The following is a 25,375-nucleotide window of genomic DNA, read 5'->3' on the forward strand; positions in this document are numbered from 1 at the left end:
CCGCATATAATAACATCCCACGACTGCGTGGGCCGAACCGTTGGGATATCGTTGGTCCCACCCTGCTTGCCGTCGCTTTTGCCCTGTCAACGGCATTGATTTTTCTTGAATGACAGGGAACATGGGAACACGAAACCCGGTCAATCAATAAAGCCGGGTTTCGTGCCCCAATCTGTCGGCAGGTTACGGGGCCGGATTGGAATGAATCTGGTGAATGGCGTTGATCTTTCCTTCCAGCTCCGGGGACATGCTTATTTCCGTCGATCCCAGAATTGTCTTAAGCTGTTCAATACTCGTGGCGCCAATAATGTTGGATGTCACAAATGGGCGCGACGTTACAAAAGCAACAGCCAGTTGTACCGGGTCCAGCCCCAGTTCATGGGCGAGGTCGATGTAAGCGCGGATTGCAGCATCCACACCAGGTTTTTCATAACGTTGCCCACGATTGAACAAGGTGGTGCGTGCCCCCTCAGGCCGGGCGCCATCGAGGTATTTTCCCGTCAAATAGCCCTGCGCCAGAGGGGAATAGGCCAGCAGGCCCACCTTCTCCCGCATGGCGATTTCAGCAAGGCCCGTCTCAAAAGTACGATTAATCAGGTTATATGCATTCTGGATTGATGCGACACGTGGCGCACCGGTTTTCGCGCATGCCAGATATTGCGACACCCCCCATGCCGTTTCATTGGACACACCGACATGTCGGATTTTCCCTTCATTGACCAAATCGCCCAATACGCCAAGCGTGTCGGCAATGGGAACTTCGTCCGGATCGGGGGTGGCCGTAAAAGTCGTTCCCCCTTCGCCGAACAGGCCAATGCGACGATCCGGCCAATGTAGCTGGTAAAGGTCGATGTAATCTGTTCCAAGGCGACGCAGGGAGCCTTCTATCGCGTAACGGATCTGTTGTGGGCTCAACCGGGTTTCTTCTCCGCCGGGTCGGAACCATGGCATCGTACTGCGCCCCACCACCTTGGTTGCGAGGATGACCCGGTCGCGGCCACCACGGGCCCTGAGCCAGCTTCCGACAATCGTCTCCGTGGCGCCATAGGTTTCAGCACGGGGCGGAATGGAATAAAGTTCGGCAGTATCAATGAAATTGATGCCATGTTCCAGCGCAAGGTCAAGCTGTGCATGACCTTGCGCTTCTGTATTTTGCTGTCCGAATGTCATTGTGCCCAGGCAGATTTCACTGACCATAATGCCTGTACGGCCAAGTTCTCTTCGTTTCATCCTAAAATCCATCGCTTGAAGCAGCACATGACTGCCGGGGACGCCGGTGCGGCGCATCGGAAACAAGTGTGGCAAGGGATTTCATATGGCGCAACCATCCCCGAAATCATTGAAAGCGGATGGTGATTGCATTGCACCTGCGTGTAACGCCTGTCTGGACATATTGCGTATGCATATTGGAAATTGCGTATCGAAAGGACATCGGTCCCTTCCAGGATGTAAGAGCCTGATCCGAAAGTTTTTGAACAATACCGGCATGTTGTGATTCATCCGTCTTTGCGAAGAGATGGAGTGAATGGTGGCATGGACTGGTATTGCCCGACACGAACATAGCCGGGAGGGATTGCGATATCCATCGGATATGACGGATGCGGAGTGGGCTTTGATTATGCCGTTCGTGCCCCCGGCGAAACGGGGCGGACGGCCTCGCACGGCGGATATGCGCGAGGTTGTAAACGCGATACTCTATATCGCCTCGGGTGGGTGTGCGTGGCGTCTGCTGCCGAAATGCTTTCCACCGGTCTCGACCGTCAGGCGCTACTTTTACGCATGGCGTGATGCCGGACTGTTCGAAGCGATGAACACAGTACTGGTCATGAACCTGCGGGAGATCGAAGGGCGTAAGGCCTCCCCGAGCGCGGGCGTGATTGATAGCCAGTCGGTGAAAACCACGGAAAGTGGGGGAATTTCCGGTTATGACGCTGGACAGAAGGTCAAAGGTCGCAAGCGCCATATTCTGACGGATACCTGCGGCTTCCTGATCTTCCTCCTTGTTCATGCCGCTGACATTCAGGATCGTGACGGGGCTGTCGATGTCCTGGCGGCAATACGCAAACACTTTCCATGGCTTCGCTACATCTTCGCCGATGGCGGCTATGCCGGTAATAAACTGCGATCCGCGCTCGCCAGCATGGGAAAATGGATGGTCGAAATCATCAGGCGATCAGACACAGCCAGAGGCTTTGAAATCCTGCCTCGCCGCTGGGTGGTCGAACGAACATTCGCCTGGCTCGGTCGATGCAGGCGGCTCGCCAAAGACTGGGAAAAGTCCATAGCCTCATCAACAGCGTGGACTTTGATCGCCTCAATCCGCATGCTGACCCGCAGAACCGCAAGGCATTGTCAGTGCTGAAAAACTTTCGGATCAGGCTCTAAGATACATACGCCTCCCCCAATGCAGGCCACGCATAACCCCAGACATGCTGTCTTTTATGCCTGGTTTCTTCTGTTACATGATGTCCGACGTCTCTGCTCCCTGCAAAGGAAGGCTTGACAGATATTTTTTCCTACATTCCAATCCTGTCTTTATCCTGAATGCGGCATAGGAAATCCCGACAGATGTTTCGATCGACCTGTCTCGTTACGATATCGTTCTGGTCACTTCTGCAGGTGGCGCATGCGGCGCAGGAACCTGCTGGCGCCGTATTCCACATTACCCCAGGCCGCCCCGTGCCGGAACTGATGGATTATGCCCTGAAAGCCACTCCCCCTGCCCCCTCAGCGCAGGAAAAGAAACCCGACCTTGTCGATCTTTCCAGCCTGTCGCCGCTTTTCCATTTTGACGTACGTTATGCCACAACACGGAATTTCCTTAGCTATCCCGTTTATTCCTCATCCCATGCGTATTTGGAACGTCCCGCGGCACAAGCACTGGTACGGGTACAGCGCGCCCTGCATTCACAAGGTTACGGTTTGCTGATTTATGATGCATATCGACCGTGGTACGTCACGAAACTCTTTTGGGATGCAACGCCCCCCGACAAGCACCAGTTCGTGGCCGATCCTGCGGTGGGGTCTATGCACAACCGGGGATGCGCGGTTGACCTGACGCTTTATGAACTGAAATCCGGCCTTCCGGTGTCAATGCCCAGCGGGTTTGATGAAATGACCCCGCGTGCCTATGCCGATTATACCGGTGGCACACAACAAGAGCGGAAAAGCCGGGAAATCCTGCGTCAGGCCATGGCACGGGAAGGTTTCACACAGATTCCAGAAGAATGGTGGCATTTTGATTACAAGGATTGGCGGGATTATCCGATACAGAATCTCCGTTTCGAGGACATACCCCCTGTTGTGAAACGCACAGCGGCACCATAAATACACAATATAAAACCAGAAATTAATTCACATTATTTTATAATTAGGTATATTTTTTAAAATATTATTTAACCCCCCCCAAAAAAAACGATGACTTTTAAAAAAAGTCATCGTCCAAATTTTCTTTTTTCATGCAGCGTTTTTAAATACTCACCTATACATTATTACGGGGTGGCCGTACATTTGGTCGCAGCGACGCCCCCAGGAGATCACACTCGATCAAGGGCGGCCCTTCATGGTTCTTCAATGCCTACGCAATTGTATTGGTCAGTTCCCCACCTGTCGTCACACGTAGACCAAGCCCTTTTCCATCTTCCGTATTGAAGGCGGTCATCAACCAGACGAGGATATGATTCAAGACCTCCAATCCCGACCTTCACGGATCCACCGGTAGAAATTCTCTGTACCTGCATGATCGTGAAGGGGGAAATGATCTGGCAGTTACTGCCACTGGCACCCAATCGTGACAATATCAAATGGCCTCAACGATCTGCCGCAGGTTTGTGCACGGGGAAGCAGCCCAACCGCCCTTCCTTCGCTGTATCAGGGGGCAATCAGGGCCCACAGTGCATCACACAGTTCACTTACATATTTCCTGATTGTCCCGACGATACTGCGCGCAGGTGGTTTCAGTCAAAGCCATCATGATCTCATCAGGTTATCGCAAACCCATGGATCATACCGTGCAAAAATCACCCGATTCATTTTCCATCAGTTGCTGAACTGTGTCAGCGCCAATCCGACCGTGGACCGTAATGGACAGGTGTCGTTGCCGAGGTTGCTCACACTTATTATATTGGTGGTGACGATGCCACGATTGTATAAAATCTGTATGGAACCAGATATTTGAAAAGTAATGACAGAACACTCTGGCGTTGCCTTTATCTCAAAGGCAATATCCTTCAAATATGCTGATAAAAGATTTCCTATTGTCAGCGCAAGGCATCTTCCACCAGTTCCTCCAACGACATTCCCACCCCTTCGCTGGCAAGCAGCCTATCAAGGAACCCATCGATCGCCAGCACGGCCAAGCCATGTACACGTCCCCACAGGGCGGCACGTGTTCCCGCGCATGTGTGTGATGCCTGCCGTTCCTGCATCCCCTCAATCACCTGTGTCAGCATGGCTGATGTCCGGCTTGACGCCAGGGCTAGTGCAGGTGTGCTGCGATCAATGGCGTCACTGCGAAACATAAGGGTAAACAGACCGGGGTTGAGAATGGCAAAGCGCACATATGCCATTCCCGTTGCATGCACCCCTTTTTCCAACACCGGGGAAAGCGTTGCGGCCAGTTCTTCATATCCCATGCCTGCAAGCGCACTTAGAAGGCCGGTCAGGTTACCAAAATGCGGTGTTGCGGCTGCTGAAGACACACCCGCATGCCGCGTGATGGCGCGTAGCCCAAGAGCAGCAATGCCCTGTTCCTCCAGCAGATGACGTGCAGAATTCAGCAAAGCCGCACGCAAGTTGCCATGATGATAGGCTTTCCTGCTTCCGCCTTTCCGCCTTGGCGCAGGGCACGGCAAAGCCAATATCATATGATCGTGGGAACTTGACACCTGCTTGCCCTGATGGTCATTCTTTACAGTGTTAAGTTTAAGCCCGCATGGTGGTCAAGCAAAAAGCAGGCTGCCTTATGGAAAGGATTCCGCGTGCGTTTTCCCAGCCCTGTCCGCACCCTGACCTGTTTTGCCGCAGGCCTATGCCTTGTCGCCCTGCCATCCATCGTTCACGCAGCGCCCATCATGCATGAAAGCAGGCCGGGACAACTTACTGCCACGGCCTCGCTGCCTGAAGCATTCGGCCTGCCGGATGCGGGACGTGCCATGCGCATTACCTACCTTTCCACAAACGGCATTACTGGCAATGGGCTGGTACCTGTTACGGCCGAAGTGATCCTTCCCCCCGGTAAGCCCCCGAAGGGAGGGTGGCCTATCGTTGCATGGGCACATGGCACTGTGGGGGTTGCGGATCATTGCGCCCCATCCTCCAATCCATGGACGGATCGTAACAAGCAGTACCTGTTGACCTGGATGAAGCGCGGATTTGCTGTCGTAGGTACCGATTATCAGGGGCTGGGCACACCAGGCACGCATGCTTATCTGGATACGCGGGTTGAGGCGTACAGCCTGCTTGATGGGGTTCGCGCTGCCCTGTCCTCCACCCCGGAACTACGTAACAGGGTCATGATTGTCGGACAGTCGCAAGGCGGTGGCGCCGCATTTGCATCTGCGGCATTTGCCCCCACTTATGCCCCCGACATCGATATTCGTGGTACGGTGGCGACCGGCGTGCCGTATCTTACGCCGGAACTGTTGAAACAGCTCATGACGACTTCCGCCACACGGCAGCAGGGCGCGACGTTTGACCCTCTTATGGTCTATACCCTTTATCTCGCACAGGGACTGGCTGGTTATGACCCCGCCTTCCGACCACAAGATGCCTTCACCGCAAAGGCCCTGCCCGCCTATCAGGCCGCGAGTGACCTGTGCGTGCATGAACTGACCGACCAGGTGAAGGCTGAGGGCCTGACGTTCGGTAACTCGCTTACACCGAATTTTGCAAAGGTCCTGGCCCCGGCACTCGCTGCGATGGCATATCCTACCATGAAACTGAATCAACCCTTGTTCATAGGCACAGGTGAACTGGACCGCGATGTTCCGCCACCGTTGCAGTTCGGCCTTGTCAAGGCTGCGTGTGCGGCAGGAACAATCGTGCAGGCACATCTTTACAAGGGACTGGACCACAGCCAAACGGTCAATGCCTCCCTGCCGGATTCAGCCGCGTTTACGCAGGCGGTCATGGCAGGAAAACCCGTAACGCCACACTGCACGCCCACCGCGCAGTGATTATGCGTAAACAGCCCGACAGACCACATCACATTTATCGTGGGCACATGCATATGTTCTGGTGAACAGCTATTTCCCATTCCCGAATGCAGCCCTGCTCCCACCGGCCATATGCTTGATGGGGGAGCAGGTCAAAGCACTGGTCCGACCATCGCGAGGATATTGTTCCACAGCACCCGATGGATCGGCCAATGTATCACATCATCAAGCGTCACGCGTGCGGCCGCAGCGGTGTAGCTTTGCTGCCTTTCGTATATGGCCGCCGTAAAATCCCGATCCACCAGCAGGATATTATTTTCAAAATTAAGGTCGAAGCTACGCCGATCCAGATTTGCCGATCCGATCATGGTCATATGGCCATCTACCGTAAGTGCCTTGGTATGCAACAGGCCGTGGGGATATTCATGGATCATGACGCCGGCTTCCAGCAGTTCACGATAATAACTGCGGCTGGCACCCGCGACGATCCATGAATCATTACGACGCGGTAGGGTCAGGACCGTTTTTACACCCCGCCGCGCCGCCGCGCATAGGGCGGCCTGTATCGGTTCATCCGGAACATAATACGGCGTGGTGATCGTCAGTTCCCGCGCCGCTGCATTCATGAGCGAGACGAATACCTCAGGCATTGCCGCATAACGGACTGCGGCACTTGTGCCAATGACCTGCGCGACGAATCCTTCTTCCACCGCCATGGGAGGCGGAGCAAGGAGAGGTGTCAGATCCTCGTCCGTATGGGCGATCCAGTCCGTCGCGAAAAGATGCTGGTTCTGAAGCACGACGGGACCTTCGAAACGTGCGACAAGATCTACCCACGGTGCAAAGCGGGCCTTGACCCGGAATTCTGGATCGGCGCAATTCTGGCTTCCGCAATAGGTGATCCGGTTGTCAATCACGACAATCTTGCGATGGTTTCGCATGTCGAAACGTCCCCGGAAAGGACGCTGCAAAAGATTTCCGATCGGCAATGCGCGCACAACCCGCACCCCGGCCGCACGCATATCCCCCCAGTGGTGACTGTGTATCAATCGCCGTGATCCAAGATCATCGGCCATCACACGGCAGACAACCCCACGAATGGCCGCACGTTTAAGGGCCTCGACAACCTTCATACCATTATTATCAGACAACCAGATATAAAAGCTGATATGAACATGTGCGCCTGCGGCATCGATATCGGCAACCATAGCCGCGATCGCAGCATCGGAATCCGACATCAGCCTGGCCCGGTTACCACCGGCGGGAGGATAGCCACTGATCGACTGCCCCACCCGGAACAGGGGTGCAAGGCGGGGCGGAAGGCCGAAATCATGTTCGGCGTCAATGAGGGCATCATTCTTTTTTCCCGCAACCGGCAGATCCCGGATTGCTTTGTGGATACGCTGGACAATCCGCCAGTTGAGGTGCGTTTCACCCAGCAGCAGGTACGTAACCATCCCCAGAACAGGCAGCGATCCGATAATCGCAACCCACGCCACACGTGACGCTGGCTGACGATGGGGTCTTAACAGCACCCTTCCAATAAACAGTAACTGACACCCAAGGGTCGTCGCACCAACCCAACCCCACCCCATATCGTTCGCCCCGCCCTGATCCGGTAACGCCTAAAGCTGCATGAAATGGTATCGCGTGCATGGCGTATGGGCAATATTGACCTTTAACCTCCTGCTTTTCCTATAGATATCAGGCCTTCTGTATTCTTGGGTATCCACGCTCCACAGCGAAGCTGGCATAAGTTGATAATTTGCCATCACGTTGCGTGACCTTGTCGAGCACCTTAAGGTCGGCATGCCAGACATCACGTCCGACATCGCACAGCACATAGCCACGCTGGTCCGTCGTTGCCATAAGCTGCGGGTTCTCACGCCGGACCGAACGGCTGAAACTGTCGTTATCCCCGCCCCCATCCGAACCCGATGATATGGATGTCGCAAGAAATTCCACCGATACCGGGCTGGAATCATTTCCATCAAGAAGCAGGTTCCCGGCGAAGTGACGATGTGCATCTCCCGTCACGTTTACTACATTCCCGGGGCAGTTCTGCCTGATGAACTGCAACAGGCGATTGCGGCTGTACATATATCCAGACCATTGATCCATGCTGTACAGCAACGCGCCATGATCGGATTTGCGAAAGGCAAGATTCATCATCATGACCTGATGGGCCAGCAGGTTCCACCTCGCATCTGAATGGGCAAGGCCATTGAACAGCCATTGTTCCTGCTCCCGTCCCATCATTGTCCGATCTGATGACCAGACATCCTTCCCTTGTGCGGCGAACTGATCCCCATATGCCTGGTCACTGCGATACTGCCGTGTATCAAGCACGAATATATTCATCAGGTCGCCATAACGCAGGCTGCGGTATATCTGCATATGATTACCATCGGGCAGCGAAGTCAGGCGCAGTGGCATATGTTCATAATAGGCCTGCATGGCCGATGCCCGGCGCAGTCGGAATATATCCGGTGGTATGCCGTCCTGATCACTGTCCCCGGCCCAGTTATTATCGACTTCATGGTCATCAGACGTAACGATCCAAGGTACTGCGGCATGGGCCGCCTGCAGGTCTGCGTCCGCCTTATACTGTGCATAACGGCGACGATATTCATCAAGGGAGTAACATTCAGGTCCGACATGACGGCGCAATGCCTGAAACGATGTGCTGTTCGGCGTTATGCCGACCTTGCTGCCGCCACTTTCATAAATATAGTCACCATAATGGAACACGAAATCTATTGGTTCGTTCGCAATATTACGCCAGGCAGTATAATATCCCTTTTCATAATGTTGACATCCTGCTGCGGCAAACCTTACGCGCGCGGGGGATGCATCGGGTTGTGGGAATGTATGGCTGCGTCCGATCGTGCTGTCGTAACCGGCAATGCGGAAGCGATACCAGTATGGTCGGTCAGATTTCAGGCCTGTCACTTCCACATGCACCGAATGCCCCAGTTCGGGATGGGCAAAAGCCTGCCCCCGACGCACGATATGCGAAAGGGCCTCATTTTCACCTACTTCCCATATTACCAGCATCGGGCGGTTATTATCCATACCCGCGTCAAGCGAAAGTGGTGCAGGTGCAAGACGTGTCCAGATTACAAAACCATCTGATGAAGGATCGCCTGATGCGACGCCAAGTTGAAAAGGTGATATATCAAATTTCGGATTTTTATCGAGGTTAACTGGAGTAGCAGCCTTCAAGGCCCTGATCCGCGTAGAAAGCAGCAATCCTGTGCCCAAGCCTGCCAAAACCTGCCTGCGTTTTAGAAATACCATGAAAATCCCTTTCTGGATCTGAATATAAAATACAGATTTCTGCTTTGTCTGCCTTTGCTCCCAGATCCAGAATGCCTTGACCCGATCATTGAAGATCCTCCCTTACATTATGTAAAATCGTCAGGGGACCTTGTGTGATATTTTTATGAATTTCTATTGATATGAATCTATGCGCTTATACAAAATATTAATATAATATTTTACAAAACTTAAAAATATATTCATGTTTTAATCATATTATCAGTAAATAATTTTATTAATACTTTTTATATTGTGTGCGAGAACGAATATATTTCTTGGAAATTGTTTTAAAATAAACCCTTGATAAAAATAAGAAAATTTTGCGATTGCCGTTTTTTTGAAAAAGGCAACGTCTTCCAAAAATTTCTAGGAAACATTCACAAAAAAAACCTTGATATTTTCTTGATATTATTTATTCAAACTTTTGAAATAATCTCTGAAATTATAAATCAGAAAGTAATCTGATTGATTTTTCGCAGGACTCTACGGATATGGGCGATCATCAACCACGCGTGGGATAATGATATTGTTGCCTCGACATCCTTCGTAAGGCGACGGCAGCGTCCAAGCCATGCAAAGCTACGCTCCACAATCCAGCGTTTGGGCAGGACGACGAAGCCTTCGGCCCGATCGCTACGTTGATGGTCTCGATCGTACATCGGCCGAGTTCAACCAGCGCACCACACAATTTCTTGCCAGCATATCCCCCATCACCGATCAGATAGCAAAGCCAGGGAAATAAGGACCTGATTTGGGCCGCTACGCGCGGCACGCCGTCGCGGTCCTGGATGTCGGCAGGATGCACTATCGGGCACGGTTCTCGGCGGTCCACATCAGCAACTCCTTCAAATCAGGCGCGCTGACAGAAAATCATAAACGATTCCAATAATCCAACATGTTCTTGGACGGACACTAAGAGCGCAATCAATCTGAAATTGAAAAACTGAATATCAAAAAAGGCCCCGGTTAAACCGGAGCCTTCCTTGGGGTTTTATTGATCTGATCAAGTCAGGCCTTTCGGGATGACAGGCAGGATCAGTTGGAACTGGAGTTTGAGTTTGAATCTGAGTTGCCATTCCGGTTCCAGTCACCACCGTTACGATCACCGCCGCCATGACCGCCCCAGCCACCGTTCTGGTTGCCGTTATTCTGGCCGCCACCATTCTGGTTCTCGCCATTGCCGTGACCGCCACGACCGCCCCAGCCGCCGTTCTGGTTGCCGCTATTCTGGCTGCCACCATTCTGGTTGTCGCCATTGCCGTGGCCACCGCGACCGCCCCAGCCGCCGTTCTGGTTGCCGTTATTCTGGCCGCCACCATTCTGGTTCTCACCATTGCCGTGACCACCACGACCGCCCCAGCCGCCGTCCTGGTTGTCGCCATCCTGACCGCCACCATTCTGGTTTTCACTACCATGATGATGACCATGGCGCCCGTCCTCGGCATGGGCAACCATCGGTACAGAGGCACCAAGAGCCAATGCGAATAAAATCGAGCGTTTCATAATGTCTCCTATAATCTGACCATCAAGAGATTGTCCCGCATGCTTTCAAATGTAAGCCCCAACAATGTTACAAATAGAATCAAGGAGAAGAAGAAGGATATGTCCTTCATATGGCGAATCGCAATAATAATACAAAATGTAACATGTATTATATATGAATAAATCCCCTGGTCTTTATTATATATTCATGAAATACATAAAACATATTTGATATTTATGGATGTTAAATTATCATTAAAAGTAAATGTGGCATGGAAACAGAAAAAGAGCCATTAGCGAACAATTTTTTCATAATTCAAAATATTCCCTATGAAATTGGAAATTTGCACAATTTATAAGTAATGTTTCGAACGTATAATTATTCCTGTTATTTTATCATAAACAGGGATTATGAATGTGAACGATTTTTGATGGTTTTGTTTATCTGCCTGCATTCCGTATCTTGTCATCATCCACCACCTGCCTATGCTGGCAGGACATGCATGATCATGCGAATACAACCTGCAAGGGAGTTTCAGACAGTTGGCAACACCTCAACCTATTGATACCAAACTGACCCAAGCGGCTGTATTTCTTGTTGTCCGCCTGAATGATGACATATCTGTCAACAATCAGGTGCGAGATCTGCTTGGGGATATTTCCTCCCTGGTACGTGGTGTCGGTTTCCGGGTGCCTGACGGCAGGTTAAGCTGCATCACAGGTGTTGGGTCTGATGCCTGGGATCGCCTTTTCGGCCTGCCCCGCCCAAGGGAACTGCACCCGTTTCAGGAAATCCGTGGCGTGCATCATGCGCCCGCCACCGCCGGGGACCTGCTATTCCATGTCCGTGCAACACGCATGGATCTTTGCTTTGAACTTGCGACAGCAATCGTCAGTAGGCTGGATGGTGCCGCAGGTGTTGTGGATGAGGTGCATGGCTTCAAATATTTCGATGAGCGTGACCTGCTTGGCTTTGTCGATGGAACAGAGAATCCTACGGGGCAGGCAGCGCTTGAATCCACGCTGATTGGTGATGAGGACCCTGAATTCGCTGGTGGTAGTTATGTGATTGTCCAGAAATACCTGCATGATCTGAAAAAATGGGATGCCATTCCCACAGAGGTTCAGGAACATATCATTGGTCGTCGAAAGGTGTCGGATATCGAACTGCCCGATGCGGCCAAACCCAGCTATGCCCACAATGTCCTCACCAATATCGAGGAAAACGGGCAGCAGCTTCAGATCGTGCGTGACAACATGCCTTTTGGCGAAGTTGGCAAGGGAGAGTTTGGCACTTACTTCATCGGTTATGCGTGTTCGCCCGCACGGACAGAGCAGATGCTGCAAAACATGTTCATCGGAAAACCACCGGGTAATTATGACAGGTTGCTTGATGTCAGTACGGCGGTGACAGGAACCCTGTTCTTCATCCCGACCGGCGATTTCCTCGACAATGCGCCAAATATCCCGGCAGACAATATATCTGCCGCCTCTCCTGCCACACCTCCCCTTACGGAGCCAAGGCCCGGCTCTCTTGGTATCGGATCATTAAAATAAGGAATTCCTGACATGAATAATCTTCATCGGCACCTTGCCCCCATCTCCAGCAGCGCATGGGCACAGATTGAGGAAGAGGCAGCCCGCACCATCCGGCGGCATCTGGCAGGACGTCGCATTGTTGATACGTCAGAGCCAAAAGGCGAGGCTTTCTCTGGCGTCGGGACGGGACGCACGCGTCAGATCACCTCCCCTGGCGAGGGTATAGAAGTCACGCAGCGTGAAGTCCTGCCACTGGTAGAATTGCGCGTCCCCTTTACCCTGTCACGCGCTGAAATTGATGCCGTGGAGCGCGGCTCTCTTGATTCCGACTGGCAGCCGGTCAAGGACGCCGCACGCAAAATCGCGTTCGCTGAAGACCGCGCCATTTTCGATGGATATGCCGCCGCCGCAATGCAGGGCATCCGTCAAAGCACGTCCAATACCCATCTCAAGCTACCGGTATCCGCAAAGGATTATCCCCGTGTTATTGCCGATGCCCTTGGTGCATTACGTCTGGCTGGGGTAAATGGGCCTTATTCGATTGTCCTTGGCACAAAAGCCTATGAAGTCATCAGTAGCGGCGACGACGAGGGCTATCCTGTCCGCAAGCATATTGAAAGCCTGATTGATGGGAAGTTGATCTGGGCCCCAGCTATCAAGGGGGCTTTTGTGGTCTCTACACGTGGGGGGGATCTGGCCCTCGATATCGGACAGGATTTTTCAATCGGTTATCTGGCGCATACGGCGCAGACAGTTGACCTCTACCTGCAGGAAAGCTTTGTGTTCCGCGCACTTACCAGTGAGGCAACTGTCGTCCTTGACCCCACCACCAATGAGACAGACCTGGCAAAAGAACCTGCCTGATTTCTGCGGCAGCATGATATTACGTCTGTCAGGCACAGGTTCGTAAACCTGACAGACAGGCCAGAACCATGGATAAAGGACATAAAGATGGACAATCCACTTCAAGATTCCCCGCAAAAGGAAGCCCGGATCCTCGCCAAGGCAAAGGAACTGTGGATTGCTGATGGCAAGCCCGGATGTGGGCCCGAAGCCTATAGGGAAAACGCCTCTGAACTGATCGGGATGGAAAATAACCCTGATGCAGGACAGATTCCGGTGGCCTCTTCCGTCCCGCTTGATGCCAATGGACAGCCGATAGAGCCGGCATGGATAGAAGAAAACCTGGGTAATCCCGGGGGAAGCATGAATGAACTTGATGATAAACAGGAAGTCCCATTTGCGACGCGCAAAGAAGAGAAAGACGCCCTGAACAATTAATATTATTTCCGAAATGTGAGGGCATCGGGAAATTCCAGAAATTATAGAGCAATAAAAATTCTGACGCCGCCTTTTTAAAAGGCGGCGTTTTTAGATTCATACAGTTCTAATTATAGAAGTGAGTATTTGAAATTTTAACCCCAGCATTATGTCTGGCTTATTTTTAAAAATTCAAACCCCATGAATTTCAAAATATACGTGAATATATCCATATATTATTATAATATTATCAGGAATTATTTTTATTTTGCAAACGCACGTTTCAGCGCGGAAAAATATGAATTTTTGAATGTTTTACTCAATGGTGCTTCCGGAATAAAAACGTCAAACACATGATAGGCACCAGGAATGACACAAACTTCCGTTGGGACACCTACTGCCATAAGGCGTTTTGCATATTCAAGATCTTCGTCAAGGAACAGGTCCAGAGATCCAACACCAATATACGCTGGTGGCAGGCCATGCAGATCTGCCGCACGAAATGCCGCAGCATATTCCGAAACACCCGCACTACCTGGTGCCTGACCCAGATAGGCATTCCAGGCATAATGGTTGGCAGAACGAGTCCAGATATATTTACCCAGTTCAGGGGATGACATGACAGTCGTACCCGTCCGGTCATCAAGCATCGGATAAATCAACAACTGAAAACACACAGGCACCTCTGCACGATCCCGTGCCATCAGGGCAAGGCATGCCGTCAGTCCCCCACCCGCGCTGTCTCCCCCGATCGCGATGCGCGCCCGATCAACCGACAGTTTGTCGGCATTTGCATGCGTCCATTTTAATACAGCATAACAGTCTTCTATGGCAGCAGGATACGGTGCTTCAGGGGCAAGGCGATAGTCCACGGAAACAATGACAATACCCAGTTCATTTACAAGGTTCCGGCATCGCGCATCATCCACTTCGGGCGTGCCGCTGACGATACCGCCACTGTGAATATAAACCAGCACAGGGATATTTTCGTCCCTTTCCCGTGGGGTATAGATAACCACGGGAACCTGTGGTGCCCCCACAGGTCCAGGCACAGTGCGCGTTTCAACATCTACATCCGTATATGAAGGCACCTCAACCGTACGGATGGCGGCAATGAATGCCTCTCTTGTCTGCGGAAGGGTCTGGTCACACAGCCCGTCAAACGACGGCAGAACCTTCAGGGCAGCACGGAATTCAGGAGCGACGGGATTGTGAGGCATGGGGATTTTCCTCCGTTATCTATCGCTACGATAAAACGCACTTCCCACACCGACATCATCACAAGCCACTGATTGAACAGAAGTTGTTTATGTATTTTTCCGCCATGACAGCGACATACACAAATAGCGGCTTCCAGATTTCAGAAGCCGCTATTCATCAATTTCCCCGTATGGAAATGGGGTATACTACATGATGCAGTGCCCTACTTCAGGACTTTTGCGTGGATGCTGCATAAATCTGGTTGATAGCCGTTGAAAGAGCCGCATCGAACTGTGCGTCTGTCATGGTATAGCGCAATTCCTCAAGCAACGCGCGGGAGAAGCTTGCAATCATGCCATGGTTTTCCGCCAAACGCTGACAGGCTTCATCGCGTGAGTATCCACCGGACAGGGCCACAACACGCTGCACACGGGGATGTTTCACCAGATCAAGGTAAAGGTCGGGTTTTTCCGGGATTGAAACCTTGATCATGACCTGATAATCGCCCGGCAGGGCATCAAGACCGCGATGTAGTTCATTATGCAACAGTGTTTCGGCCCCAGCCTTATCCGGGCTCTTGATCAGGACTTCGGGCTCCAGAATGGGAACAAGCCCTCGTTCCGCGATTTGCTGCGCCAAGGTAAACTGTTGTTTCACAATCGCCTCCACCCCGCGGCGTTCGGCAAGGTGAATGACAGAACGGGCTTTGGTGCCGTATATGCCCTTCTTTGTTGCTTGCTCAAGGAGTGCGTCAAGATCCGGGATCGGCTTCATCAACTGCACGCCGCCGGCTTCGGCTTCCAGCCCCTTGTCCACCTTCAGAAATGGCACGACACCGCGGTCCTTCCACAAGAAGGCCGGAACCGGTGTATCCTTTACCAACCCATTCATTGTCTGTTCAAAGAGAATGGCAGCAAGGATTTTTTTCCCCGTGAAAGACGGAGCCGTCACGACCCTGACCCGCATTTCATGCATGAGGGCAAACATTTGGGCGTCAGTGCTATAGGCGCTGTCGGCAATGCCATAATGGCGTAACGCACCCGGCGTGGAGCCGCCGCTCTGGTCCAGGGCCGCGATGAAACCCGCATTTTCAGACATGTTTTTACGCATCTGGGCGATTGACATAGCTATCTGTACCTCCTGTTTTCAATATTCATATACCATCGGGATGATATTTTGAATGTCATATATAATTGTCTTCCTGTCCGCATCTTTCAGTCCCAGAGATGCGATTGCAACTTGGCCTCTTTCCCATATCCCCAAAATACCCTGTCCAGCATAAACCATAGACAGGACCGCCTTTCCGGGTCGGTCCTGTCTTTCAAATCAGTCCATAGCGTTCCAATAAATCGCCAATTTCTGTTCCTGTGACCAGATGGCGTACCACACCCGATGCCGGGACTTTTCTGCCATCGCGCAATTCCGCTGCCGCCTGAATCAGCATGCGCACATCATAAATGCTACTAAAAACTTCCGGTACGGCGCGATCAATATCGAGGAGCGTATAAACCGCCTCCATCGCGGTACGAACAGAATATTCCGTGGTAAATACAGTATCACGTGGTGTTTCTGCAAACTGTCCCAAAAAGGCAAGGTTGACACTGCCTTGCGGCACCACCTGCGGTCGATCCCCACTGGAACGCGGCATAAACTGCGCCGTAATGAATGGCATCATGCATGGACGTGTCAGGGCGCCTGTTGCCGCCATGTCATCAATCTCTTCATCGGGCACGCCCATGTGAAACAGCCATTCGCGGGTAATCTCCTCCCCCGTGCATTCCTGCATCGGCTTCTTTACGTAATTCCCAGGTACATCGCTGAACAGGCCATAAAGCCACGCAACCATCTGCCCTTCTGGCTGGCCTTTGAAGTGTGGCTGGCGGCTGACGACCCAGCTCATAAGCCATGCGGAATCTGCGATGGTAACTGGCCCCCCTGTCACGGTGCGACCGGAAAAAGGGTCACGACCCGTGATTTTGTACACAAGGGCAGGAATACGCGCATCCAGCGTCGTAACGGTTGCGGACTCCCACCGGGATTTCATGGTATCTCCACAAAATACGTCTGGCCGACCAAATGCCGGATCCTGTTGCGCGATATTACGCCATAGCTGCCATGTCCCGCCTTGTGCAATGGTCACATCCACCGGTGCAGGCGTATGGTGATCACCCCAGCGGGAATTTTCCACCATCGACCCATTGGTAACGAAAACAAGGTCTCCACCACCAAGATCGGTGCCCCCTGCCTGCCCTTTCTCCAGCCATTCGATACGGGTTGCGGCCTTCGCTTCCCCCGATATCTCAACCTGCACATTGGTTACACACACATCGTGTCGGAATACAACACCCTGTCCAGCAAGCCACGTAGCAAGCGGTCGACTGAGGGACTCCTGCTGATTGAAACGGGTAAATTTCAGCGTATGCAGATCCTTGAGGCCAAGGATCTGATGGACAAAACGCCCAAGATAACGCTTCATTTCTATTGCGCTATGCCATGTTTCGAATGCGAACATGGAACGCCAGAATAACCAGAAGTTCGATTTCATGAACTCTTCTGACAGAACATCTTCAATTGTTCTATCCGCCAGCTTTTCTTCATCCGTCAGGATCAGTGAGATAATTTCCCGTCGCGCCCCACCTGTCAGTTTCAGGCTGCCCCGATCAGGCAGGGGTCGGCCACGCCCACACATGGCCCGTATTGGGCTACTGCTTGGGTCCGTCCGATTCAAACGATGGAATTCATCCAGTACGGACGCCCCGGCAACCTCCAGAGAAGGAATGGACCGGTACAGATCCCACAGGCACTGAAACTGTTCCTCCATTTCCCGACCGCCGCGAATAAGCCAACCGGTCTGTGCATTGCCTGCACCATCAAGCGCGCCGCCATCAGCATCTGAAGATTCCAATATGGTGATACGTGACGGGGGCATCTGCGCATCACGAACCAGAAAGGCTGCTGCTGCCATCCCCCCAAGGCCACTACCCACAATCCATGCGGAACGTGTCTCGATCCCGGCAGGTTTTTCTGGCCTTACAAAGGCTTCATAATTGCTGTGGGCGTATCTCATGGGATATTATGCCTCTGTTGGAGCCATTGCATGGCCCATCCATTTCAAACCCTTTATAGCCATAGCGTGCTTCTTTAGCTTCGCCTGTCGTTGATATAAATCAATTGCGCAGGGTCAAACGATGCATATCATATGTTTTGATAATACAGGGATCACAAAAGAAATTTCCTGTACAATTTACTTGATTTATAATAATATTTTATATATGAATATTTATAAACTCATTGGTGACTATTATTTTTTATTTTTTTATGAGACAGTGACATCTTATCCAGACATGTTGGGCAAAAGCATCCCGATGGCGCATCTATGGGTACAGGCAGGACAGGCAAACGTTCCATGCACCAGCATGCTCCATTTGGTTGACAGGAAAACTCGGCCCCACAGGTTTCACATTTTGCCATGATAATTCTCTTCGCCTGACTGATCCGCATATGTGTTATATGACACTATAGAAATATCAGGTAACGGATACCCACTTGCCTTAGTGCCTGACCGAAAATAGATTTAGCGATTTAAGCCGGTTATGATTCATGGGGTTGAGAGAACCTGGTGAGATCAAGATGACCTAGACTGAAATAACCCGAGCGCAGTATCAAAGGGACGACCTGAACTATGCAAGCGACCTGTGCGATGCGCAGTGGGCACTGATTGCGCCGCTGATGTCCAGAAAGAAACGTCTGGGCAAACCACAACGTACGGATTTTGCGCCGGGTCATGGAGGAGGCAATCCTCTATATCGTCGCGGCCGTAGTGCATCCTGCCGACATACAGGCTTGCGACGGCGTTCCGCTCGTAGCGGCCTAAATCAGGTCTTTGTTGCCCTGGTTTCGCCATCTGATCAGTGGTAGGGGATAGAAATTGCGTGGTGCGCTGGTTGAACTCGGTCGATGGATGATCGAGGGCGTCAAACGCAGCGATCAGGCCGAAGGCTTCGCCGTCCTGCCCAAACGCTGGATCGTGGCGCGAACTTTACATGGCTCATGACGTTGCCGTCGCCTTACGAAGGATGTCGAGGCAACAATATCGTTATCCCACGTCTGGTTGATGACCATCCATTCATATAAATTATGAAATTTAAAATTGTATTTATGCCAATAATAATACGACACATCCCATCATTCATGGAATGATACTTTGCAAATATTACTGAAAACATTCTGTAAATTATACATTACATTATCTGTATCTGGGACTTAAACCCTATAAATTCAACATTTTTCAGGTTTCTTTGTGCATTGGGATGAAAATATATCTGAAAATCTGGCGCCAGTACGACACCACGCATGACATGGATCTGGTAATTCGTCTCGAATATCGTTGCATGTCCCTGCACGCCGGTTGCATGATTGGGGGCAGTCCTTGCCGGCATCATGGAGAGATCAAGTATATCCGTATCCGAAACTCCCGGAGCAATCTTCACATATGTCATGACCATGCCAAAAGCATCGTACGGTCTGCTTCTAATAAAACCGCGATCTACAAATGCTACATATGTTTCGTAATTGCGCAAGGATGTACGAGGATCATTATAGATCACTCCTCCCATGACCGTCAGTCCACCTTCAGAGTTGGAATAGGGATGATGGAGAATTTTTTGATCTACTTCCAGCCATGTACTCCATGTCTGTTGGTGATTACGGGCTGTCCTTCCCGACAGGGCATAAGGTTGTCCATTTACGTCATAGTAATTATCAGGGTTGGGGGCTGAAATAAGCTGTCCACCAATCTTGTAATGTCCAGGCAATTCATGTTTGCTTCCCAATACAGGCTCCCACCCAAGTTCAATGGGGGCCAACTGACCAACAATATTCGATGAATTAAAATGAAATCCGGTCCTATGTTGGCTGTTGGCATATATTCCGCGTTCAGCGAAATAAACACCTGCCTGTATGTAGGTATAACGTGATGGACGTCCGCGGACACGAAATCCCCATTCCCCAGCGGGATAGGAGGTGATGTACTGGTTATCAATCGCAGCCTTTGGCCGTCCACAAAAACTGTTATTCTGGAAATTGCAAAAAAGAGAACTGGCGCTGAACTCGCTCATTTCCGTTAAACGTCCTCCAGCAATACTAACGCGCCCCCCAAGCAGGTTTTCTTCTCCATAAGCCGTAACCAGGTGGACGACGACATTACCTCCGCCCCCATATATTTCCGACGAATGCGCCAGCCAGTCTCCCATCATGCGATTGGCCGTTGTGCCATACCTGCTGGTAAAAAGCGTATGCGTGGCAAAGCCCTTTAGACCCAGTATCTTATCCCAGTTAATATGCAGGGCAGTATTGACCTGACCTGCATTACTTGATCCCTGCCGGTAATTCGGATGACCGGCTGTAGGGGCGGAAAGAGCATCTGTATATTCATTGGTATTGTCCATGGTCAGGGCAACCCCCCGCGACCGTAACCATGACGTCATGCCAAACGGGTTGGTAAACAGGGCTTCTGGCCGTGAAAAGGGGGGGACTACAGGCTTGCTGGAGGGATTGGCCATCAGCGGGGTCGCGACACGCAATCTGGCATCACTGTTTGCATTGTCCTGAAAAGTCTGCGCCAGCGCCTGTACTGATGATATAGTGACGAGGGCACCGAATATCAGGGTCGTTTTGACAAAAGACCATCCATGACAACATGTGTTTTTACGCATTGCAAAAAATGCAATCATCCATCTGGCCCCGATATAATTTTACTTAGTCACTATCAGAATACACAATGAGAAAAATAAGTTCCTGGTCATAGACCTGCTCTGACAGGTCATAATTCCAGAAACATTTTCTTTCTGATATTTGTTATTTCTTCAGAAAACCCTGAAAAAAGCTGACTAACACAAAATCTTCTGAGTCCGTTACCAAAATTCCCGATAGGATGTCGCCTGTATAAACAGGCGACATCTAAGGAATATTATTACTCTCATTAATAATCTATTTTAAGCAGCCGCTGATTCTCTCGTTGAGAATCATACGGTCGCAAAGCCGTTACAATCAGATAACGGCCGTCAGCAATGCCTGCCCTGCAAAATGAGCTGCAAGGTTGCGCACGACCAGATTACCCATTTCCAGGCGCGTCTCCACCGTAGCGCTTGCGCGATGGGGCTGCAGCACGGTGCGATTGGAATGCATCAGGGCAGTTGGCACATTGGGTTCATGTTCGAACACATCAAGGGCTGCGCCCCCCAATGTTCCTTCTTCCAACGCCTGCACCAATGCCTGCTCGTCCACGACTGAACCACGGGCGACATTCACAACGACCCCATGCGTTCCTACCGCGTCAAGAATATCGCGATTCACCAGATGCCGCGACCCGGGCCCACCGGATGCAGCAATCACAAGGATCTCACTCTCCAGCGCCAATGCCTTCAGGTCAGGAACAAAATGATATTCATCCAGCCCGAAATCCTTCAGGTCGGTGTAGGATATGGGCATTGAGAAAGCTTGGGCGCGCCGGGCAATCGCTCGACCAACCTGCCCCATTCCGATAATGCCCAGCTTTTTTCCTGTGACCTTATGACCAAGGGCCGGTGCGGGTGAATGACCCCACGCACCATCACGCACATACCGATCACTTTCTGGCAATCCACGCAGCAGGGACAGAATCAGACCCAGCGCCATGTCTGCCACATCATCAGTCAGGACGCCTGGCGTCGTCGTGACATGAATATGCCGCCGCCGGGCTTCCTTCAGGTCCACGGCATCGGTGCCAATACCATTTATGGCAATGATTTCAAGTGCGGGCAGGCTGTTCATGACCGGCGCGGGCACACCTGTCGCCCCGCCCGTTGCAATCGCACGTATGTTGGGGGCAATCGCCTCCAATTGCTCCACAGAGTTAAAGCGATGAACGGTATAAGCCGCATCAAGCTGCTTTTCAACTTCAGGCATCATCGGTTCAATTAACAGGATTTCAGGCTTCATGATGTATTGTCTCCTGTTTCAGGCAAGAATGGTATGTACGGACCCAATGGCAGGGAAGCTTGCGCTGACCCTCGCACCATGATCCACAAAGATAGTCCCGGTGGTGGAACCAGTTGTAACGATACTTCCCGCATCAATACCCAGATTGCGGCGCGAGGCGTGATTGGCAAGCCATACCAGAAGACGAAGCGGGTCACCGGCGGAGTTTCCCCCCACATGCTCGGCAACAGTCTCGTCATTGATGCTAAGGCGCACATGCTCCACGACAGGGTTATATTTTCGCCACTCGGCAACCCCTGGCCCGACGATCAGTGCGCCATGACTCTGCTGGTCAGCAGTGTGCAGAAATTTATGCTGTGATCCCGGTGTTTCGAAACGTGTGTCCAGAATCTCGATAACAGGATGGATAGTACCGATCCTGTCCATGACCTCATCACGTGTCCAATCCCGCTCACGCGGGGGCAGAGCCTGGGCAAAGCGATAGGCTATTTCCGCCTCAACGCCCAGATGGCGACACAGTCCATGCGGGACTGTCGCACCATCATTGAAGAGAGTTGATGCATGGATGGGGGCACAGAACGGTTCAGATGATGGCGTCTGCGCCCCGACCTTCCACCCCACAATCGGCCCGAGATGCTGCGCAACCTCGTCCTGGATACGATAGGCATCTTCAATCGACAAAGGCACAAGATTATCATCCACATGTGCCGGTGGTGGTGTTTTGCCATTTCGCACCGATAACAGCAGATGTACCACGTCGGTCGAGACAACATCAGTCATTGTTACATTTCCGTCTAATCATAAAATTTACAGAATATCGTTCTGCTCAAGCAGGTCGCGGTTGCAGCATTCCGGAATAAAGAACGTGGTTGCAATTGTGGTCATCGAAAGAAGGACGACATATCCAGCGATCGGCAGCCACGCCATCTGTCCGGGATGAACCGCATCGGGATGGAATGCCGCGACCCAGCGAATGATGAATGACCCCACCAAAGGCGTCACGCCACCGGCTATTACGGCCGATACTTCGCGTGACATGGATACCGCCATGTAGCGATGACGTGCGCCGAACATTTCCGGCAGCATCGCCGCCTGTGTCCCAAACATGCCCCATGTCGTTATCCCCAGTCCCATCGACAGCGCAAGCACGGCCAGCAGCGGGCGACCCGTGCTGAAAGCATACCATACGGGAAACGCCGTGACGCCCTGCAGGATCGCAAAACTGCGATAGACTTTTATGCGTCCGAACCGATCGCTCAGCAACCCGGCGATGGGCACGGTAAATCCGCCCACCACGGCAGCCGTTATCAGGGCCGACGTACCCCACAGGCCCGGCAGGCCCATCGTATTGACGATATAGCTGATCGCCAGCACCTGATAGATGGATGAGCCGCCATTTTCCGCCATCCTGACGCCAATCCCCGCAATGATGGTCCGCCATGAGGTACGGATGACCACAGCCAGGGCTTCATGCTCTTCTTGCGTCTTACGCTGGATTTTCTCGAACGTCGGCGATTCCTTCAACTTGAGACGCATATAGAGGGCAACCACCAGGATCACGGCGCTGACCAGGAACGGAACACGCCAGACCCATGAATGCGTAATGTCCGTCACGCCAAACAACAGGCTGCAATAGACAATGGCGGCAATGATGGTGCCGATCTGGATGCCAAGGAACGGTAGCGAGGCATAAAATCCACGATGTCCTGCCGGGGCATATTCCGTCATCATCACGGCCGCGCCTGCCTGCTCTGCCCCGGCGCCAAGTCCCTGCAGCACCCGCGCTGTGACCAGCAGGACAGGGGCCCATACCCCTATTGTCTGGTACGTGGGGATCAGGCCGATGCCTGTGCTTGCAAGACCCATCAGCGTCACCGTGATGAGCAGGACTTTCTTGCGCCCGATAGTATCACCCAACGTGCCAAAAATAATGCCACCGACAGGCCTTACGGCAAACCCGACGAAATAGGTTGCAAAGCTGGCGATGAGGCTCGTCACAGGGGAAACCGACGGAAAGAAGAGCGGTCCGAACACCAGTGCGGATGCAAGGCTGTAGAGCGCGAAATCGTAATATTCGAGCGCACTGCCCAGCGAGCACGTCCATGCCGCACGTCGAAGTTCGCTTACGCTCAGGGCCATTCGTGTTGCGCCCGCGCCCCGTATTATCCGACCGTCCGCACCGACGGCCCCGAATGCTGCCTGTGTCATGGAATGTCCACTTCGATCTGACGGCCCGTCAGGGCCGATTCACGAATGGCCAGCGCTATGGCAAGCGCGGCTAGTCCATCTTCGCCAGTGGCGGCAGGCTGTCCCCTGCCCCGCACCGCACCGCTGAAGGTGGCAAGTGCATAGTGATAGAGATTGTGGTGATGGATGGGTATTTCACGCTCCCCATCGGCATTACGGATAAACAGCCGACCCGCAGGCCGTTGGCTCATGCAATCGCGACCGACAAGGACACCATCGCTGCCATAAAATTCCACGCCGCCTTCTGAAAATGGCACGGTATAGGATCCATGGATCTGCACCAGCACGTCACCGGGAAAACGCATAATGACCATGATGCCATCTTCCACCCCGTCATGAGCCAAACGACCGCTTTGCGTCATGGCCATGACGTGGGTCGGGTTGCTGCCGATCAAGAAGCGGAGCGTGTCAATATCATGGATCGTGCTGTCAAGGATCAGCCCGCCACCACCCGCATCATTGATCCGCCATCCATGCAGGGCCTGGGCCAGGAAATTGGCGTGGAACACACGTACGGCGTTAAGCCGCCCGATGGCACCTTCCGCCAGAAGCCGACGCAGTTCCTGGTGCATGGCGTTGCAGCGCAGGTGATGATTGATCCCCAGCACCACCCCTGCCGTACGACACGCGGCAATCATGTCATGCGCGTCGGTGACACGAAGGGCGAGCGGCTTCTCGCAGAGCACGTGTTTACCTGCCGCCGCAGCAGCCATGGTCTGCGCATGGTGAAACTGATTGGCAGTGCTGATATAAACGGCATTCACCCTGTCATCGGCAAGGATTGCGCCAATATCTGTCACATGTGCAGGAATGGCGTTTTCATTTGCGAACTTCGCCCCACGTTCTTCACTGGAACTCAGGACGGTTACAATGCTGCTGTCATTCTGTACACGAATGGCATCCACAATCCATTGCCTGGCGACGTTACTTGCGCCGATCAGGGCCCAGCCGATATGTTCATTCATTGAATAGCCACGGGCATCACGTGCCCTCCCCGTCTCTGGCACGGCTTCGTGCAGGTCTGTATTATTTTTATATTCAGTTTGGGAATGTTACGTATGTAACGATGGTTTTTATTAACCTGTTGGTGGAAGTTCTGATTTTGGCAATCATGAACTTTAACGCCACCCTGACAGGCAGGTTTTCCAACGATAAAAACAATATCGTGAAAAAGGATCAGGTTTCTGGCCCTA

The 25,375-nt window shown here is 52.1% G+C and carries 19 protein-coding genes and 2 pseudogenes; 8 read left to right on the top strand and 13 right to left on the bottom strand.

The window, feature by feature from the left end:
* Window positions 1–183: 183 nt before the first annotated feature.
* Window positions 184–1,230: an aldo/keto reductase gene (locus FYB92_RS09850; RefSeq protein WP_040511910.1), complete on the bottom strand. Its 1,047-nt coding sequence runs from the start codon at window positions 1,228–1,230 to the stop codon at window positions 184–186.
* Window positions 1,231–1,525: 295 nt separating this feature from the next.
* Between FYB92_RS09850 and FYB92_RS09855 the strand changes: the two genes are divergently transcribed.
* Window positions 1,526–2,362 (top strand): IS5-like element IS1031C family transposase, encoded by an 837-nt coding sequence (locus FYB92_RS09855; protein ID WP_332828564.1) that lies wholly within the window; start codon window positions 1,526–1,528, stop codon window positions 2,360–2,362.
* Window positions 2,363–2,568: 206 nt separating this feature from the next.
* Entirely contained in the window at window positions 2,569–3,327 is a 759-nt protein-coding gene (locus FYB92_RS09860) for a M15 family metallopeptidase (RefSeq protein ID WP_332828565.1), read from the top strand.
* Between the two features lie 932 nt (window positions 3,328–4,259).
* On the opposite strand, the gene FYB92_RS09865 is transcribed toward FYB92_RS09860, so the two are convergent.
* A complete protein-coding gene (locus FYB92_RS09865; protein WP_048858937.1) occupies window positions 4,260–4,865 on the bottom strand; it encodes a TetR/AcrR family transcriptional regulator in 606 nt (201 codons plus the stop codon).
* A 114-nt stretch (window positions 4,866–4,979) separates the two neighbouring features.
* On the opposite strand from FYB92_RS09865, the gene FYB92_RS09870 reads away from it, so the two are divergent.
* Window positions 4,980–6,176, top strand: a complete 1,197-nt coding sequence (locus FYB92_RS09870) for a lipase family protein (protein WP_332828566.1) — start codon at window positions 4,980–4,982, stop codon at window positions 6,174–6,176.
* 131 nt (window positions 6,177–6,307) lie between these two features.
* On the opposite strand, the gene cls is transcribed toward FYB92_RS09870, so the two are convergent.
* The 3 genes and pseudogenes from cls to FYB92_RS09885 form a co-directional block, all read right to left on the bottom strand.
* On the bottom strand, window positions 6,308–7,750 hold the full coding sequence (cls, locus tag FYB92_RS09875; protein WP_332828567.1) for a cardiolipin synthase: 1,443 nt from the start codon (window positions 7,748–7,750) through the stop codon (window positions 6,308–6,310).
* Window positions 7,751–7,859: 109 nt separating this feature from the next.
* Complete coding sequence (locus FYB92_RS09880) at window positions 7,860–9,455, bottom strand: alkaline phosphatase D family protein (RefSeq protein ID WP_332828568.1); 1,596 nt, start codon at window positions 9,453–9,455, stop codon at window positions 7,860–7,862.
* Window positions 9,456–9,925: 470 nt separating this feature from the next.
* Window positions 9,926–10,284: pseudogene (locus FYB92_RS09885) on the bottom strand (transposase); the annotation flags it as partial.
* A gap of 305 nt (window positions 10,285–10,589) precedes the next feature.
* Here FYB92_RS09885 and FYB92_RS09890 point away from each other — a divergent pair.
* The 4 genes from FYB92_RS09890 to FYB92_RS09905 all read left to right on the top strand — a co-directional run bounded on the left by FYB92_RS09890 (window position 10,590) and on the right by FYB92_RS09905 (window position 13,778).
* Complete coding sequence (locus FYB92_RS09890; protein ID WP_332828569.1) at window positions 10,590–10,964, top strand: hypothetical protein; 375 nt, start codon at window positions 10,590–10,592, stop codon at window positions 10,962–10,964.
* A gap of 537 nt (window positions 10,965–11,501) precedes the next feature.
* Window positions 11,502–12,515, top strand: a complete 1,014-nt coding sequence (locus FYB92_RS09895; RefSeq protein ID WP_247066517.1) for a Dyp-type peroxidase — start codon at window positions 11,502–11,504, stop codon at window positions 12,513–12,515.
* A 12-nt stretch (window positions 12,516–12,527) separates the two neighbouring features.
* A complete protein-coding gene (locus FYB92_RS09900) occupies window positions 12,528–13,361 on the top strand; it encodes a family 1 encapsulin nanocompartment shell protein (protein WP_332828570.1) in 834 nt (277 codons plus the stop codon).
* An 87-nt stretch (window positions 13,362–13,448) separates the two neighbouring features.
* Window positions 13,449–13,778 (top strand): hypothetical protein, encoded by a 330-nt coding sequence (locus FYB92_RS09905; RefSeq protein ID WP_003619731.1) that lies wholly within the window; start codon window positions 13,449–13,451, stop codon window positions 13,776–13,778.
* Between the two features lie 242 nt (window positions 13,779–14,020).
* Here FYB92_RS09905 and FYB92_RS09910 read toward each other — a convergent pair whose 3' ends face one another.
* The 3 genes from FYB92_RS09910 to FYB92_RS09920 form a co-directional block, all read right to left on the bottom strand.
* Complete coding sequence (locus FYB92_RS09910; RefSeq protein ID WP_332828571.1) at window positions 14,021–14,977, bottom strand: alpha/beta hydrolase; 957 nt, start codon at window positions 14,975–14,977, stop codon at window positions 14,021–14,023.
* Window positions 14,978–15,185: 208 nt separating this feature from the next.
* Window positions 15,186–16,082: a fructose bisphosphate aldolase gene (locus FYB92_RS09915; RefSeq protein WP_062808767.1), complete on the bottom strand. Its 897-nt coding sequence runs from the start codon at window positions 16,080–16,082 to the stop codon at window positions 15,186–15,188.
* Between the two features lie 196 nt (window positions 16,083–16,278).
* On the bottom strand, window positions 16,279–18,024 hold the full coding sequence (locus tag FYB92_RS09920) for an oleate hydratase (protein WP_332828572.1): 1,746 nt from the start codon (window positions 18,022–18,024) through the stop codon (window positions 16,279–16,281).
* 578 nt (window positions 18,025–18,602) lie between these two features.
* Here FYB92_RS09920 and FYB92_RS09925 point away from each other — a divergent pair.
* Window positions 18,603–19,098: pseudogene (locus tag FYB92_RS09925) on the top strand (hypothetical protein).
* 100 nt (window positions 19,099–19,198) lie between these two features.
* Here the strand turns inward: FYB92_RS09925 and FYB92_RS09930 are convergent.
* From FYB92_RS09930 to FYB92_RS09950, 5 genes are all read right to left on the bottom strand, one after another.
* A complete protein-coding gene (locus tag FYB92_RS09930; RefSeq protein WP_075631485.1) occupies window positions 19,199–20,689 on the bottom strand; it encodes a carbohydrate porin in 1,491 nt (496 codons plus the stop codon).
* 316 nt (window positions 20,690–21,005) lie between these two features.
* Window positions 21,006–21,935, bottom strand: a complete 930-nt coding sequence (locus FYB92_RS09935) for a 2-hydroxyacid dehydrogenase (RefSeq protein ID WP_332828573.1) — start codon at window positions 21,933–21,935, stop codon at window positions 21,006–21,008.
* Window positions 21,936–21,953: 18 nt separating this feature from the next.
* Window positions 21,954–22,715: a 2-keto-4-pentenoate hydratase gene (locus FYB92_RS09940; protein WP_003619719.1), complete on the bottom strand. Its 762-nt coding sequence runs from the start codon at window positions 22,713–22,715 to the stop codon at window positions 21,954–21,956.
* A 27-nt stretch (window positions 22,716–22,742) separates the two neighbouring features.
* On the bottom strand, window positions 22,743–24,143 hold the full coding sequence (locus FYB92_RS09945) for an MFS transporter (RefSeq protein WP_332828574.1): 1,401 nt from the start codon (window positions 24,141–24,143) through the stop codon (window positions 22,743–22,745).
* Window positions 24,140–25,147, bottom strand: a complete 1,008-nt coding sequence (locus tag FYB92_RS09950; protein ID WP_075624373.1) for a Gfo/Idh/MocA family protein — start codon at window positions 25,145–25,147, stop codon at window positions 24,140–24,142. Before FYB92_RS09950 ends, FYB92_RS09945 begins: the two co-directional genes overlap by 4 nt.
* Between the last annotated feature and the right edge of the window lie 228 nt (window positions 25,148–25,375).

Source organism: Novacetimonas sp. GS1 (genome assembly GCF_036686925.1).
GTDB classification, from domain to species: Bacteria; Pseudomonadota; Alphaproteobacteria; order Acetobacterales; family Acetobacteraceae; genus Novacetimonas; species Novacetimonas hansenii.

Bases quoted from the DNA above. Each gene is read 5' to 3' on its own strand.
- FYB92_RS09860 (WP_332828565.1), top strand. From the start codon at position 2,569: ATGTTTCGATCGACCTGTCTCGTTACGATATCGTTCTGGTCACTTCTG.
- FYB92_RS09890 (WP_332828569.1), top strand. From the start codon at position 10,590: ATGACCGCCCCAGCCACCGTTCTGGTTGCCGTTATTCTGGCCGCCACC.
- FYB92_RS09850 (WP_040511910.1), bottom strand. From the start codon at position 1,230: ATGAAACGAAGAGAACTTGGCCGTACAGGCATTATGGTCAGTGAAATC.
- FYB92_RS09915 (WP_062808767.1), bottom strand. From the start codon at position 16,082: ATGTCAATCGCCCAGATGCGTAAAAACATGTCTGAAAATGCGGGTTTC.
- FYB92_RS09865 (WP_048858937.1), bottom strand. From the start codon at position 4,865: ATGATATTGGCTTTGCCGTGCCCTGCGCCAAGGCGGAAAGGCGGAAGC.
- FYB92_RS09900 (WP_332828570.1), top strand. From the start codon at position 12,528: ATGAATAATCTTCATCGGCACCTTGCCCCCATCTCCAGCAGCGCATGG.
- FYB92_RS09940 (WP_003619719.1), bottom strand. From the start codon at position 22,715: ATGACTGATGTTGTCTCGACCGACGTGGTACATCTGCTGTTATCGGTG.
- FYB92_RS09910 (WP_332828571.1), bottom strand. From the start codon at position 14,977: ATGCCTCACAATCCCGTCGCTCCTGAATTCCGTGCTGCCCTGAAGGTT.
- FYB92_RS09935 (WP_332828573.1), bottom strand. From the start codon at position 21,935: ATGAAGCCTGAAATCCTGTTAATTGAACCGATGATGCCTGAAGTTGAA.
- FYB92_RS09950 (WP_075624373.1), bottom strand. From the start codon at position 25,147: ATGAATGAACATATCGGCTGGGCCCTGATCGGCGCAAGTAACGTCGCC.
- FYB92_RS09855 (WP_332828564.1), top strand. From the start codon at position 1,526: ATGGTGGCATGGACTGGTATTGCCCGACACGAACATAGCCGGGAGGGA.
- FYB92_RS09920 (WP_332828572.1), bottom strand. From the start codon at position 18,024: ATGAGATACGCCCACAGCAATTATGAAGCCTTTGTAAGGCCAGAAAAA.
- FYB92_RS09930 (WP_075631485.1), bottom strand. From the start codon at position 20,689: ATGATTGCATTTTTTGCAATGCGTAAAAACACATGTTGTCATGGATGG.
- FYB92_RS09945 (WP_332828574.1), bottom strand. From the start codon at position 24,143: ATGACACAGGCAGCATTCGGGGCCGTCGGTGCGGACGGTCGGATAATA.
- cls (WP_332828567.1), bottom strand. From the start codon at position 7,750: ATGGGGTGGGGTTGGGTTGGTGCGACGACCCTTGGGTGTCAGTTACTG.
- FYB92_RS09880 (WP_332828568.1), bottom strand. From the start codon at position 9,455: ATGGTATTTCTAAAACGCAGGCAGGTTTTGGCAGGCTTGGGCACAGGA.
- FYB92_RS09905 (WP_003619731.1), top strand. From the start codon at position 13,449: ATGGACAATCCACTTCAAGATTCCCCGCAAAAGGAAGCCCGGATCCTC.